Source organism: Micromonospora sp. NPDC126480 (assembly GCF_040302465.1).
GTDB lineage: Bacteria > Actinomycetota > Actinomycetes > Mycobacteriales > Micromonosporaceae > Micromonospora.
Map to the genome: position 1 here is coordinate 13,336 of NZ_JBEORU010000049.1, position 14,508 is coordinate 27,843.

Below are 14,508 nucleotides of genomic sequence, written 5' to 3' on the forward strand. Positions count from 1 at the left end.
ACCACCGGTGATGATCATCACGGAACGGCGAACTCTACCCTCACCGGACGGTAGGTTCTGTGCAGGTCGTCGAGGTGCGGCTACCGGCCCCTCGCGGTCCTGTCCCGGGTGACGATGCCCGGCAACGGTCCGGAAACGCCCGACCGGTACTGATGTGCACGTTGAACGCCGTGCCCACTGGCGGGTGCGGCACCGTGTGTGCGCGCGGCGTACGCACCCTGAGCGGAAACGGCTGAATGTCTTCTGTGCTGTCCGCGGTCACCCGGCCGCGTCTGTCCCGCCCGTCCTGGCTGTCACCGTCGGTGTTCCGTACCGAGGTGCTCGCCGGTCTGGTCGTCGCCCTGGCGCTGATCCCGGAGGCGATCAGCTTCTCGATCCTGGCCGGGGTCGATCCCCGCGTCGGGCTGTTCGCCTCGTTCACGATGGCCGTCGTCATCGCGATCTGCGGCGGCCGACCGGCGATGATCTCCGCCGCGACCGGCGCCATCGCGCTGGTCGTCGCGCCCCTCGCGAAGGAGCACGGGCTGGACTACCTGATCGCGGCTGTGATCCTCGGCGGCGTCATCCAGGTGCTGCTGGCCGTGCTCGGGGTGGCGAAGCTGATGCGGTTCATCCCGCGCAGCGTCATGGTCGGCTTCGTCAACGCCCTGGCCATCCTCATCTTCGCCGCCCAGGTCCCGTACCTGCTCGGGGTGCCGTGGCTGGTCTACCCGCTCGTCGCGCTCGCCTTGGCGATCATGGTCGGGCTGCCGCGACTCACCCGAGCCGTGCCGGCGCCGCTGGTCGCGATCATCGTGCTGACCGTGATCACGGTGGTCGCCGCCGTGGCCGTTCCCACCGTCGGCGACCAGGGCGAGCTGCCGAACAGCCTGCCCACCCTCGGCCTGCCGCAGATCCCCTGGACCATCGACACCCTGGCCCTGATCGCCCCCTACGCCCTCGGGGTGGCGCTGGTCGGGCTGATGGAGTCACTGATGACCGCCAAGCTCGTCGACGACATCACCGACACCCACTCCAACAAGACCCGTGAGTCCTGGGGGCAGGGCGTGGCCAACATCGTCACCGGCTTCTTCGGCGGCATGGGTGGCTGCGCCATGATCGGCCAGACCATGATCAACGTGAAGGCGTCCGGCGCCCGGACCCGGCTGTCCACGTTCCTGGCCGGCGTGTTCCTGCTCGTCCTGGTCGTCAGCCTCGGTGACGTCGTCGCCGCGATCCCGATGGCCGCCCTGGTCGCCGTGATGATCATCGTGGCGGTCTCGACGTTCGACTGGCACTCGATCGCGCCGGGCACGCTGAAGCGGATGCCGCTGGGCGAGACGCTGGTCATGGTCACCACCGTCGGCGCCGTCCTCGCCACCCACAACCTGGCCATCGGCGTGATCGTCGGCGTGCTCACCGCCATGGTGATCTTCGCCCGGCGGGTGGCACACCTGGTCGAGGTCACGAGCGTGCTGGACCCCGACGGCGGTACCCGCATCTACTCCGTGCACGGTGAGCTCTTCTTCGCCTCCAGCAACGACCTGGTCTACCAGTTCGACTACGCGGGCGACCCGCCCAACGTGGTCATCGACATGACCCATGCCCACGTCTGGGACGCCTCCTCGGTCGCGGCCCTGGACGCCATCACCACCAAATACTCGGCGCGGGGCAAGACCGTCGAGATCGTCGAACTCAACACGCGCAGCGCCGCCATCCACGGCACCCTCGCCGGCACCCTGACCGGAGGCCACTGATGCGGGGCGATCCGTTTGGAGCCGGGTCGCCGCACCGCGGCGGCCCGGCCGCCGGGCGGCTCATGCAGATCGGCGAGGCCGCCGACCGCGTCGGCCTGAGCATTCGCACCATCCGGCACTACGAGGACGCCGGGCTGATCGTCCCGTCGGCTCGCAGCGAGGGTGGCTTCCGCCTCTACACCGACGCCGATCTCGACCGGCTCGCCGTGGTCAAGCGGATGAAGCCGCTCGGGTTCACCCTCGACGAGATGCGCGACCTGCTCGGCGTCCTGGACGGCCTGCCCACCGCCGGCGAGGACGAACGGCCGGCCCTCCTCGACCGCCTCGGTATGTTCCACACCATCGCGGCGGCCCGCGTAGACGCGCTGCGCGAACAACTGGCCACCGCCGAGGGCTTCGCCGACACCCTGCGCCACCATCTCGGCCGGCACGCCTCCGACCGACGATCCGCCGGTCAGGACGATCCGTCGGTGCGCGGACCGCGGTGACGGCACTGCCGCCACCGCGGTCCGCGGCCGCTCGACGTCGATCCGGCCACGGATCAAGGCCCTAGCCCTGCGGCTTGTGGACCTGCCTGCCCTCGATGTTGTTCGTCGAGGCTGCCCTCATCATCCGAGGGGGACGAGTCGGAACTGCTGGTTGGCTTGTCCGTGGCAGTCGTACAGCTGGACCTGAGCGCCGTTGGCCGTGCTCCAGACGTCCAGGCAGCGCCCGGACTGGACGCCACTGATGGTGCCGTTGGAATTGACGTTCCACTGCTGGTTGGTCTGGCTGTGGCAGCTGTAGATCTGGATCGCGGCGCCGTTGCCGGAACCGCCCGCGTCCAGACACATGTCGCCGTACACCCGTAGTTGCTTGCTGGAGGTGTACGTCCAGGACTGGTTGGACTGCCTGTTGCAGTCGTAGAGCTGCACCCGGGTGCCGTTGTTACGTGAGGCGTTGGGTACGTCGATGCATCGGCCCGACTGGGTACCGACGATCTGGCTGGCGGAGCCCGGTGAACCGGTCGGCGTAGCGCTGGGGGTGGAGGTGGGAGTGGAGGTGGGCGTGGGGCTGACGCTGTTCAGGGCGTCCAGGGTGGCCGTGTAGGCGGCCTTCTTGTTGCCGTTGCAGTCGAAGAGCAGCGGGGTGCCGCTGGAGCGCCACGAGTCGCAGTCCCGCACGCCCCACACGGTGATGCCGTTGCACCGGGGAACGGCGAGGCAGTCGTTGACCACGCTGCGGTAGGTGTTGGCCTGCGTGGTGCCGGAGCCCTCGATGTCGAGCTCGGTGATCTGCACGTCGACGCCGAGCGCGGCGAAGCTGGACAGGGTGGTGCGGTAGTTGCTGTTGTACGGCGAGTTGGCGTTGAAGTGCGACTGGAAACCGACGCAGTCGATCGGCACGCCGCGCTGCTTGAAGTCCTGGACCATGCGGTAGACCGCCTGCGTCTTCGCCCAGGTCCAGTTGTCGGTGTTGTAGTCGTTGTAGCAGAGCTTCGCGTTCGGGTCGGCGGTCCGGGCGGCCCGGAACGCCGCCTCGATCCAGTCGTCACCGGTGCGCTGCAGGTTGGAGTCGCGCCGGGCACCGCTGCTGCCGTCGGCGAACGCCTCGTTCACCACGTCCCAGGAGTCGATCTTGCCCCGGTAGTAGGTGGCCACCTGGGTGACGTGGTTGAGCATCGCCTGGCGCAGCGTGGAGCCGGACATGTTCTGCATCCAGCCGGGCTGCTGGGAGTGCCACGCGAGGGTGTGGCCGCGTACCTTCCAACCCCGACTGAGGGCGTGGTTGACGATCCGGTCCGCGTTGCCGAACGTGAAGTTGTTCTGCTGCGGCTCGGTCGCGTCGATCTTCATCTCGTTCTCGGGCGTGACCGAGTTGAACTCGCGGTTCAGGATCGTCGTGTACGCGCCCTCGCTGAGCTTGTTCGCCGCCACCGCAGCGCCGAAGTACCGGCCGGACTGGGCCGCGGCCGCGCCCAGGGTGGACTCGGCAGCCTGGGCGAGGCTGGGGAGCAGGGACGCGACGAGGACGGCGACTGCCGCGGCAGTTGCGGGGACGGCGAGCGCTCGAAGTCGACGCCCGGAGGGACGGGTCCGGGAGATCATGCTGATCCTCCACTGGTGGGATGGGAAATGTTGTCGCTGTTCGGGGGTGCCGGAACGGCGGCGACCCACGATGCTGGGTCCGCCGACCAGGTCAGGACTCACGTCGGGCGTCGCCCGTAGGCGAGTCGGCTCTGGTCACCTGGTCAGCAGACAGGGGGTTGCGATGAGTGGGTTCGGTCGCCCGCCGGGAAGTGGTTGCGGGCCGTCGGACTCCGGGTGGTGGATGCGCCATCTGGCCCGCAGGGTGGCCTGACGGCCTCGTGAGCACCTCCAGGATCTAGGCAATCGTGTTAACGATCACATTGACTCGTGGCTATCAGGCTGGCAGAAGTTTCCGGGGTTTTCAACCGCTGGTTCCGGAAAACTACCGGTAGAGTTTCGACCGATCCGGCGACAAGGGTCGCCGGCTCGCGCCCGGGGAAGCGAACCTCGGATGAAAGACTCATGTCGGTGAATATCTCTGCTACGATCCCGGTTGGGAGCCGCCAAGCGAGGTAGGCAGGACGGCACGAGTCGCCTGCCGCCACGAGATCGTTCACATCGATCGACGCTTTCTCCCCCGGGTTGGGCATCCCGGGTGACGAAACACCGGCGTCGGCGGATCAACCGGAGCATCGATGAAACTATCCCGCACAGCACGCCGTCTTGGACTCGGCGCGGTCACCGTACTGCTCGCCGCGTTCACGATGGTCGTCGTCAACCAGGCCGGCCCGGCCTCGGCGCACGGGTCGGTCACCAACCCACCCTCCCGCAACTACGGATGCTGGGAACGCTGGGGTTCCGACCACCTCAACCCCACGATGGCCCAGACCGACCCGATGTGTTACCAGGCCTGGCAGGCCAACCCGAACACGATGTGGAACTGGAACGGCCTGTTCCGGGAGAACGTGGGCGGCAACCACCAGGCGGTGATCCCCGACGGACAGCTCTGCAGTGGTGGACGCACCCAGGGTGGCCTGTACGCCTCGCTCGACGCGGTCGGCGCATGGACGGCGAAGCCGATGCCGAACAACTTCACCCTGACGCTGACCGACGGCGCCCGGCACGGCGCCGACTACATGCTGATCTACATCACCAAGCAGGGCTTCGACCCCACCACCCAACCGCTGACCTGGGGCAGCCTCGACCTGGTGCTGCGCACCGGCAGCTACCCGACCACCGGCCTCTACGAGGCCCAGGTCAACGCGGGCAACCGCACCGGACGGCACGTCGTCTACACGATCTGGCAGGCGTCCCACCTCGACCAGCCGTACTACATCTGCAGTGACGTGATCTTCGGCGGCGGCAGCAACCCGCCGCCGACCACGCCCCCGCCGACGACGCCGCCGCCGCCGAGCAGCCCGCCGCCGAGCAGCCCGCCGCCGACCGGCAACGGCGCCTGCACCGCCACCTATCGCAAGACCAACGAGTGGGCCGGTGGCTTCGGGGCCGAGGTCACCGTCCAGGCCGGCAACGCCGCCATCTCCGGGTGGACGGTGAGCTGGACCTGGCCCAACGGTCAGCGCATCACCAACTCCTGGAACGCGTCGATCACGGCGAGCGGGTCGTCGGTCACCGCCGCGAACGTCGGGTACAACGGCACGCTGAGTGCCAACAGCAGCACCAACTTCGGATTCAACGGCTCGTGGAGCGGTACCAACTCCGCACCAACCCTCAGCTGCACAGCCAGGTAACAGCCGGTACGACGGGGGCGGCGCCGATCGGCGTCGCCCCCGCGCCCGTTACCAGGCGCCGGGAGTTCCAGCGCGTGCGCCGTCGCCACGATCTCGGGCACCCAGGAGTGCCGCCGGCTCCACGACCGGACAGCACAGCGGACCGAAGCTGCGTATCCGCGGACGGCTTCCGCGCTGTTTGAGCGTTTGGCGGTTGATCATCGCCGGCTTGGCCGAGGATTTCCTCAACGGCCCGGCCTCGGTTCAGGCGCCCGCAGCCGGCAGCCTGGGTCAACTCCTGATTGTGAGGTGACGTGAATTCGGGGAAGCCGGCTGAGTCACCTCGCCGGAACGGTCACCACGCCATGTCCACCCACGAGGTGGTCCTCCTGCTGGAGACGGACCCCCAGCGTGGTCTGAGCGGCGAGGAGGCTGCGCACCGTCTGGAGCGGTACGGACGCAACGTGCTGCCGGCCGCCCGTGGCGGCGGTGTCCTGCGGCGGGTTCTACGTCAGTTCCACAACCCGTTGATCTACGTGCTGGTGGCGGCCGCGGTGATCACGGCGGCCCTCGACGAGTACGTCGACTCGGCGGTGATCTTCGGTGTCGTACTGATCAACGCCGCGATCGGATACGTGCAGGAGTCCAAGGCGGAGGCGGCGTTGGACAGTCTGCGGTCGATGGTGCGCACCGAGGCGCGGGTGGTGCGCGATGGGCAGGAGCGCACGGTCTCCTCCGACGAACTGGTCCCCGGCGATCTGATCGTGTTGGAGGCCGGCGACAAGGTACCGGCCGACCTGCGCCTGGTCCGCCTGACGGAGCTGCGGGTGGACGAGTCGGCGTTGACCGGCGAGTCGGTCCCGGTCACCAAGGACGAGGCGGAACTGCCGGACGTCGTCGATGTGGCGGACCGACGAAACATGATCTACTCCGGCACGCTCGTGACAGCGGGCAGCGGTGCCGGTGTCGCAGTCGCCACCGGCGCCGAGACGGAGCTCGGGCAGATCCACCGGCTGGTGGGCGCGGCCGAGACGTTGGCGACCCCGCTGACCCGCAAGCTGGCCCGGTTCAGCAAGGTCTTGACCGTCGCCATCCTGGTCCTGGCGGCGGCGACCTTCGCTGTCGGTGTACTGCGTGGCCAGGAAGCGGTGGAGACCTTCACCGCGGCCATCGCGCTCGCGGTGGGGGCGATTCCCGAAGGGCTTCCGGCGGCGGTCACCATCACGCTGGCCATCGGAGTGACACGGATGGCGCGACGGCGGGCGGTGATCCGCCGACTGCCGGCGATCGAGACGCTGGGCAGCACCACGGTCATCTGCTCCGACAAGACGGGCACGTTGACCGAGAACCAGATGACGGTCCGGGCGGTGTGGACACCGGACGGCAGGTTCAGCGTCACCGGTTCCGGCTACCGGCCCGAGGGCGAGATCCGTGACGCTTCGGGCGCCCGGGTCGGTGCGGCGACAAGTCAGGCACTGCGCTGGTCACTGCTCGCCGGTGCCGGCTGCAACGACGCCCGGCTGTGCGAGGAGAACGGCGAGTGGATCCTCGTCGGAGACCCGACCGAAGGCGCGATGCTGGTGGTCGCCGGCAAGGGCGGCATCGACCGTGATCGGTATGAAGAAACCTGTCCGCGTACTGCCACGATCCCTTTCAGCTCCGAGCGGCAGTACATGGCCACCCTGCACGGTGAACGCGACTCCGGGCGTGAGGTCGTGCTGGTCAAGGGCAGCGTCGAGCGGATCGTCTCGATGTGTCGGACCGAGCTGGACGCCGACGGGAACACCCGCCCACTGAACGCCGAGGCAGTCCTACGCGCGGCGGAGGAACTGGCCGGCCGCGGACTTCGGGTGCTCGCAACGGCTGTCCGCCCGGATCGCGGGTCCGCCGACTTCGGTGAACAGGATCTGCCCGGCAGCCTGAGCCTGACCGGCCTGCAGGCCATGCTGGATCCACCCAGGAGCGCCGCCGCGCCCGCGGTGCAGGCCTGCCACACCGCCGGGATCACCGTGAAAATGATCACCGGAGATCACGCGGCGACGGCCACCGCCATCGCCACCCAGCTCGGCATAGCTGGCGACGATCATGAGGAACGGGTGCTGACCGGCAGGGACCTCGAGGCACTGCCCGCCGAGCGGTTCGCGGAGGCGGTGGACCGTGCCACGGTGTTCGCACGGGTGTCACCCGAGCAGAAACTGCGGTTGGTCGAGACGCTGCAGCAGCGAGGCCACGTGGTCGCGGTGACCGGGGACGGGGTCAACGACGCCCCGGCCCTGCGCCAGGCCAACATCGGGATCGCCATGGCGCGCACCGGGACCGAGGTGGCCAAGGAGGCCGCCGACATGGTGCTCACCGACGATGACTTCGCCACCATCGAAGCCGCGGTCGAGGAAGGCCGGGGCGTTTTCGACAACCTCACCAAGTTCATCGTCTGGACGCTGCCGACGAACCTCGGCGAAGGGCTGGTCATCTTCGTGGCCATCGTCCTGGGCGCCACCCTGCCGCTGCTGCCGACGCAGATCCTGTGGATCAACATGACCACCGCCGTCCTGCTCGGCCTGATGCTCGCCTTCGAGCCGAAGGAGGCCGGTATCATGCGGCGGCCACCTCGCGATCCCCGTCGACCGCTGCTGACCGGCGCTCTCGTCGTCCGAATCGTGCTGGTGGCCGCACTGCTCGTGGCCGGCTCCTGGTGGCTGTTCGAGTGGGAGCAGGACCGCGGCGCAGGTGTGGCCGAAGCACGTACGGCGGCCCTCAACCTCTTCGTCGTGGTGGAGACGTTCTATCTGTTCAGCTGCCGGTCCCTGGTTCACTCTGCGCGGCACGTCGGTCTCTTCGCCAACCGGTGGATCCTGGCCGGTGTGGGGGTGCAGGCCGTCGCCCAGTTCGCCATCACCTACCTGCCGGTGATGAACAGGGTCTTCGGCACCGCGCCGATCGGCGGCGATGTCTGGTTGCGCATCCTCGCGGTCGGCGTCGCAGCCGCAGCCGTGGTCGCGATCGACAAGCGACTGCGAAGGCACCTGATGTGACCCCGACCAGGCTCACCGAACAACACTCCGCTCCCGCGTTGTTCGCGGGACGCTACTCGCCCTCGGCCTCGCGGCCCGGGGGCTCCTGCGGGGAGCTTGTCGCAGTGGCGCCGGGGCCGTACGGGGACTGCTGCTCCGGGGGTACGCTGCGGTGCTCGGCCCGTGGGCTCTTGCCGGCCCCGCCCCGCGGGCCGTCGCTGTCCTGCACCAGGCGAGTCTCGCCGCTGCGGCGCATCTCGGGCTGCTGAACATTCGGCATTGCCTATCCCCTTTCTCGTCGCGTCGCATGGTGCACGAGGGTGGTCCCCACCGCCGTCCCGGTCCTGACCTCACTCCTCGCAGATGACGACGTCCCGGTGAAACATGCCCGCGAAGCTTGCGGCTACTCATGACGGTTTCGAAACAATGTCGCGCCAGCCACGCTCAGACGACGGCGTCAACGAGACGGGGCGCTCGCTGACGCCGTCCGGGTCGCGAGGCCGTGGTGGCGTTAAGCTCGCCTGCCATGGGCCTGCTCACCTTCAGCCTCAACCTCACCCTGGACGGTTGCGTCGACCACCGGGAGGGGATCGCCGACGACGAGACGCACGCCTACTTCACCCGGCTCATGGACGAGGGCGGGGCGATGCTCTGGGGTCGGGTCACCTACGAGATGATGGAGAGCTACTGGCCGGCCGTCGCCCGCGGCGACGAGGAGGCGCCGCCGGCCATTCGGGAGTGGGCGGTCAAGCTGGAGGCCAAACCCAAGTACGTGGTGTCGTCGACGCGCAACGACTTCCCTTGGGCCAACAGCCACCACATCGCCGGTGATCTGCGCGACAGCGTGCAGAAGCTCAAGGACGCCACCCCGGCCGGGGTCCTCCTCGGAAGCGGCAAGCTCGCGACCGAGCTCGACCGGTTGGACCTGATCGACGAGTACAAGCTGCTCGTTCATCCCAGGATCGCCGGCCACGGTCCGACGCTGTACCAGGGCGGGCTGCCCGGCACGCGCCAGCTGGAGCTGCTCTCGGCCGAGCCGCTGCGCAACGGCGCGGTGGCCTTGCACTACCGCCGCGCGCATTGACCACAGGAGTCCACCGATCCCCCAGCCGCCGGCCCGCAGCGCCGACCGGGATGTCACAGTGGAGAGACGGTCGGCGGTGGTTCCTCGTCGGTGCGGTCGGTAGCCGGCAGCCAGCAGACGAAGGTGCTGCCGACGCCCGGCCGGGAGAAGACGGCCGCGTGCCCGCCGTGCGACTCGACGATCTGCCGCACGATCGCCAACCCCAGCCCGGTACGCCGGCCACCGGACGGGTCGGGAGTCTTCTCCCCGCGCCAGAACCGGTCGAACACCCGGGCCTGGTCGGTCTCGGCGATGCCCGGCCCCTCGTCGGCGACGGCGAGCCACAGCCAGCCACGGGACCGACCGGTCGCGATCGTGATGACGGCCCCGGGTGGGGAGAGACGTACCGCGTTCGACAGCAGATTGCCGGCGGCGCGGCGCAGCGCGTCCGGGTCGCCGATGCACACGAGCCCGGCGCCCAGCCCGTACCGCAGGCGCAGCCCGCGCCCGGCGGCGAGCGGGGCGACGTCCTCACCGGCCTCCCGCGCGACGGCGCTGACGTCGACGTCGGTGTCGGTGAGGGCGTCGGCGTCGCGGCGGGCGGTGGCGAGCAGGTCCTCGATGAGCCGGGACATGCGGGTGGTGGCCCGGTCGACCGTGGCGACCGCGGTGGCCCGCTCCTCGTCGGTGGCCTCCGGTGAGGTCAGCGAGGCGTCCAGGTGCGCGCGGATGATCGCCAGCGGGCTGCGCAGTTCGTGGGAGGCGTCGTCGATGAGCTGCCGCTGCGCCGCGAAGGCGTGATCAAGCCGGTCCAGCATGGAGTCGATGGTGTCGGCGAGGTCGCGCAGTTCGTCGCGGGGGCCGGCGAGCTGGATGCGCCGGGACAGGTCGGTGGCCTGGATCTCCCGGGCGGTGCGGGCGATGGCGCCGACCGGTCGCAGCGCCCGGCCGGACAGCACCCAGCCGATGCCGAGACTAGCGACGAAGAGCCCGCCGAGGGCGATCAGGGAGTAGTCCCGCAGGGTCTGCATCAGCCGCAGGTTCACCTCGCCCTCGATCTGCTGCACCTCGGCGACCTCGATCGTGGTGCCGGTCGGCACCCGCTGGCCGTCGCTCTTGAGCTTGACCAGCTCCGCTTCGTACCGCTTGGTGAGCGGCTTCGGATCGACCGCCCGGTCCACCGCCACGTACGCGACCCCGAGACCGGCCCCGGCGAGGGCGAACAGCAGCGTGGAGTAGAGCACCGTGAGCCGGAACCGGATCGACCGGAAGATCTTCATGCCGCCTCCCGCAGCCGGTAGCCCCGCCCGACAAGCGTCTCGATCGGCGGTTCGCTGTCGCCGTCGGTGAGCTTGCGCCGCAGGGTGCCGACGGTGACCCGGACGGTTTCGGTGAACGGGTCGGCGTTGGCGTCCCAGACGTGTTCGAGCAGTTCCTCGGCGGGCACCACCCGCCCCGGCCGGGTCATCAGATACTCCAGCACGCCGAACTCCTTCGGAGTGAGCCGCAGCGGCCGGCCGGCGCGGCGGGCCTCGTGGCGGGCGGCGTCAAGCGTCAGGTCGCCGACGGTGAGCGTCGCGCCGGTGCCGGCGGTATCGCGCCGCAGCAGCGCCCGCACCCGGGCCAGCAGCTCGACCAGCGCGAACGGCTTGACCAGGTAGTCGTCGGCGCCCTCGTCCAGCCCGCGCACCCGGTCGCCGAGCGCGCCCCGGGCGGTCAGCATCAGCACCCGCACGTCCCGCCCGGCGGCCACCTCGACCTCGCCGCGGCGGATCGACCGGCAGACCGCGAACCCGTCGCTGTCGGGCAGGTTGATGTCGAGCAGCATCAGGTCGTACGCGTTGACCAGCAGCGCCTCGTACGCCCCCGCGGCGTCGGTGGCGACGTCCACGGCGTACCCGGCTCGGGTCAGACCGACGCGCAGCGCGCCGGCCAGGTCCTCCTCGTCCTCCACCACGAGCAGCCGCATGAGCAGAAAACCTATCCCCTCTCGATGAGCCCCTCCGCCACCCGCGCGGCCCGCTCGATCGGGATCGCGAACCCGATGCCGATGCTGCCGCCGCCCTCCAGGGTGGCGATGGCGGTGTTGACACCGACGACTTCGCCGCGGGCGTTGACCAGCGGGCCGCCGGAGTTGCCCGGGTTGATCGAGGCGTCGGTCTGCACGGCGGACTGCCGGGCGCCGCCGCCGAGACGCACCGGCCGGTCGAGGGCGCTGACGATGCCGGCGGTCACCGTGCCGGACAGCCCCAACGGCGAGCCGAGCGCGAGCGCCGGCTCCCCTACCCGGGTCTGCCCGGCGGGCGCGAGCGGCAGCGCGGGCAACCGCGCCCCGTCGACCCGCACCACCGCGATGTCGCTGCCCGGATCGCGGCCGACCAGCCGGGCGGCCAGCCGCCGCCCGTCCTGCCCCACGACGCTGATCGTGCCGGCCCCGGCGACGACGTGGTCGTTGGTGACGATGTGGCCGCGGTCGTCGATGACGAAACCGGAGCCCGACGAGCGACTCGCCCCGCCACGTACCTGCACGGACACCACCCCGGGCAGCGCTCGCGCCGCGGCGGTGACGAGATCCGACGGGACCGGCGTCCCGGCCGGAGCGGGCGGCGGCGACGCCGCGCCGGTGACCGGTGCTTCCGGCGCGGCCAGCCAGCCGGCGGTGCCGCCGGCACCCGCCGACACCGCGACCAGGGCGACGCCGGCCAGCAGCAGCCGCGGCCACCGCCGGTTGCTCCCGCTTTCAGCCGGTCCGGCCTCCTGCGGGAGTACGCGCACCGGGGCGCCGCCGTGCGCCAGGTCGGGCGAGGTGAACCAGGGACCGCGCGGCTCCCCGAGCCCTGGGGGTGTGGTCGACATGTGACCCTCCTTGTCGGACGGTGGTCAGGGCAGGCGGGAGAACCAGAGCATCGACGTTGCGGCGGCGAGCAGCGCCAGCACCAGACCGAAGCCGATGAACCGCGCCGACACGTCCTGCCATTCGGTCTCGTACCCGATCGACGAGCCGATGTCGCCGTACGCGGCGCGCAGTTCGTCGGACGTGCCGGCCTCGTGGTAGCCGCCGCCGGTCCGCTCGGCGACCATGCGCAGCGTCTCGCCGTCGACCGGGACGGCCTGACCGCCGCCGATCCGCCCCTCGGGCGTACCGAACGAGATCGTGTCGACGGGCACGCCCTGCTCGGTGGCTTCGGCGGCGGCCTCGTCCGGGTCCCGCCCGGTGGTGTTGGCGCCGTCGGAGAGCACCACCAGCCGGGCGGGCGGGGGCTCCTCGGTGGCCCGGGCGTCGAGTCCGCGGATCGAGTCCAGCGAAGTGCCGATCGCCTCGCCGATCGCGGTGCCCTGAACGCCGGCCACGCCCTCGGCCAGCCGGTCGATGCCGGCGGCGAGCGCCGCCCGGTCGGTGTCCGGTGCCACCAACACCGACGCGCTACCGGCGAATGCGACAAGCCCGACGTTGAACTCCTCGGGCAGGCCGTCGACGAAGTCCCGCGCCGCGTCCTTGGCGGCGGCCAGCCGGTCCGGGTCGACGTCATCGGCGAGCATCGAACGGGACACGTCGACCGCGACGATGACGGTCGCCCGCTCGCGGGGGACGCGGACCTCGTCGGTGGGCCGGGCGAAGCCGACCACCAGCAGCGCCAGCATCGCCAGGAACAGTCCGGCGGGCACGTGCCGGCGCCAGGCCGGGCGCCTCGGCGCCACCTTGTCCAGCAGCGCCAGGTTGGTGAAGCGGACGGCGTACCGGCTGCGCCGGCGCTGCAGCACCAGGTAGCCGGCGACCAGGCCAGCCACCCCGGCCAGCAGCCACAGCCGGTCCGGTGACTGCCAGCTCATCGCCGGCCCCCCTTCCCGCCTGCGGCGACCCGGGTTTCGCTGCGCCGGGTCACGCGGCACCTCCGTCCCAAGGTCGTACGGAACCGGCGAGCCGGCGCTGGGCGCTGACGTGTCGGGCGATGTCGGCGATCCAGTCCCGGTCGGTGGACAGCGGCAGGTGTGCGGTGCCGCTGCGGCGAAGCGCCCGGCTCACCGCCTGGCGCTGTGCGGCGGCGGCCGCCGCGTACCGCTCGCGCAGCCGGCGGCTGCCGGTCGACACCTCACGCCGGTGCCCGCTCTCCGGGTCGACCAGCGTGATCAGGCCGACGTCCGGCAGCTCCCGCTCGCGCGGATCGGACACCTGCACGGCGAGGACCCGGTGGCGGGCGGCCAGCCGGCGCAGCGGCTGCTCCCACGCCGGCGGCGGACCGGCTGGCCCGGCGGCTCCCGCGTCGGGCAGGCCGTCGAGGAAGTCCGAGACCACCACCACCAGGCCGCGGCGCACGGCGTGACGCCGCAGCCCGTCGAGCCCGTCGGCCAGCGGCACCGGGTCCGTAGCCGGCAGCCCGCGCGGCACGGCCAGCAGCGTGCGCAGCAGCCCGAGGATGTGCGTACGTCCGGTACGCGGCGGGAAGCGGCGTAGCCCTTCGTGGGTGAGCACGTGCGCGCCGAGCCGGTTGCCGAGGCCGGCGGTGAGGAACCCCACCGCGGCGACCGCCGCCACCGCCAGCTCCCGCTTCTCCAACTCGGCGGTGCCGAAGTCCATGCTCGGAGTCGCGTCCACAAGCGTCCAGGTGGTCAGCTCCCGGTCGGCGTCGACGGTGCGCACGTGCGGCACGGTGGTCCGGGCGGTCACCGCCCAGTCCATCCGCCGCACCTCGTCCTCGCCGGCCCGGTACTCCCGGCTGCCCGACGGTTCGCTGCCCGGCCCGGGCAGCAGGCCGAGGTAGCGGCCGTGCAGCAGCCCGTCCAGGCGGCGGGTGACCGTCAGCTCCAGCCGCCGCAGCCGCCGCTCCGGTGCGAGGCGGCGGATCGTCGCGCCCTGGCCGGTCACGCGGCCCTACCTTTCATAGCGAGCCCGACGGTGGTAGTCGTACGGGCTGACGCGGGCGAGGCAGGTATGGCTTTCATGCTGGCTGCCGTGCATGG

At 70.8% G+C, this 14,508-nt stretch carries 12 protein-coding genes; 5 read left to right on the top strand and 7 right to left on the bottom strand.

What is annotated here, in order from left to right:
- Positions 1-236: 236 nt before the first annotated feature.
- Both ABTW87_RS29415 and ABTW87_RS29420 read left to right on the top strand, forming a co-directional pair.
- Positions 237-1,736: a SulP family inorganic anion transporter gene (locus ABTW87_RS29415; protein WP_350654600.1), complete on the top strand. Its 1,500-nt coding sequence runs from the start codon at positions 237-239 to the stop codon at positions 1,734-1,736.
- Positions 1,736-2,224 carry a MerR family transcriptional regulator gene (locus ABTW87_RS29420; protein ID WP_350654602.1) on the top strand — a complete coding sequence of 163 codons (489 nt, stop codon included), beginning with the start codon at positions 1,736-1,738 and terminating at the stop codon, positions 2,222-2,224. Before ABTW87_RS29415 ends, ABTW87_RS29420 begins: the two co-directional genes overlap by 1 nt.
- A gap of 120 nt (positions 2,225-2,344) precedes the next feature.
- On the opposite strand, the gene ABTW87_RS29425 is transcribed toward ABTW87_RS29420, so the two are convergent.
- Positions 2,345-3,823, bottom strand: coding sequence for an endo-1,4-beta-xylanase (locus tag ABTW87_RS29425; RefSeq protein WP_350654604.1), 1,479 nt, complete (start codon positions 3,821-3,823; stop codon positions 2,345-2,347).
- Positions 3,824-4,440: 617 nt separating this feature from the next.
- Between ABTW87_RS29425 and ABTW87_RS29430 the strand changes: the two genes are divergently transcribed.
- Complete coding sequence (locus ABTW87_RS29430; RefSeq protein WP_350654606.1) at positions 4,441-5,496, top strand: lytic polysaccharide monooxygenase auxiliary activity family 9 protein; 1,056 nt, start codon at positions 4,441-4,443, stop codon at positions 5,494-5,496.
- Between the two features lie 344 nt (positions 5,497-5,840).
- Complete coding sequence (locus ABTW87_RS29435; protein WP_350654607.1) at positions 5,841-8,507, top strand: cation-transporting P-type ATPase; 2,667 nt, start codon at positions 5,841-5,843, stop codon at positions 8,505-8,507.
- A 52-nt stretch (positions 8,508-8,559) separates the two neighbouring features.
- Here the strand turns inward: ABTW87_RS29435 and ABTW87_RS29440 are convergent, their stop codons facing one another.
- Positions 8,560-8,766 (bottom strand): hypothetical protein, encoded by a 207-nt coding sequence (locus ABTW87_RS29440; protein ID WP_350654609.1) that lies wholly within the window; start codon positions 8,764-8,766, stop codon positions 8,560-8,562.
- 246 nt (positions 8,767-9,012) lie between these two features.
- Between ABTW87_RS29440 and ABTW87_RS29445 the strand changes: the two genes are divergently transcribed.
- Entirely contained in the window at positions 9,013-9,570 is a 558-nt protein-coding gene (locus ABTW87_RS29445) for a dihydrofolate reductase family protein (RefSeq protein WP_350654611.1), read from the top strand.
- Positions 9,571-9,623: 53 nt separating this feature from the next.
- Here ABTW87_RS29445 and ABTW87_RS29450 read toward each other — a convergent pair whose 3' ends face one another.
- From ABTW87_RS29450 to ABTW87_RS29470, 5 genes are read right to left on the bottom strand one after another with little or no spacing between them, the layout of a single operon-like run.
- Positions 9,624-10,829, bottom strand: a complete 1,206-nt coding sequence (locus ABTW87_RS29450; protein ID WP_350654613.1) for a sensor histidine kinase — start codon at positions 10,827-10,829, stop codon at positions 9,624-9,626.
- Complete coding sequence (locus ABTW87_RS29455) at positions 10,826-11,518, bottom strand: response regulator transcription factor (RefSeq protein ID WP_350654615.1); 693 nt, start codon at positions 11,516-11,518, stop codon at positions 10,826-10,828. Before ABTW87_RS29455 ends, ABTW87_RS29450 begins: the two co-directional genes overlap by 4 nt.
- A gap of 11 nt (positions 11,519-11,529) precedes the next feature.
- Entirely contained in the window at positions 11,530-12,405 is an 876-nt protein-coding gene (locus ABTW87_RS29460) for a S1C family serine protease (RefSeq protein WP_350654616.1), read from the bottom strand.
- 24 nt (positions 12,406-12,429) lie between these two features.
- Positions 12,430-13,380, bottom strand: a complete 951-nt coding sequence (locus tag ABTW87_RS29465; RefSeq protein WP_350654617.1) for a VWA domain-containing protein — start codon at positions 13,378-13,380, stop codon at positions 12,430-12,432.
- Between the two features lie 49 nt (positions 13,381-13,429).
- Positions 13,430-14,413 carry a DUF58 domain-containing protein gene (locus ABTW87_RS29470; RefSeq protein ID WP_350654618.1) on the bottom strand — a complete coding sequence of 328 codons (984 nt, stop codon included), beginning with the start codon at positions 14,411-14,413 and terminating at the stop codon, positions 13,430-13,432.
- Positions 14,414-14,508 lie beyond the last annotated feature (95 nt).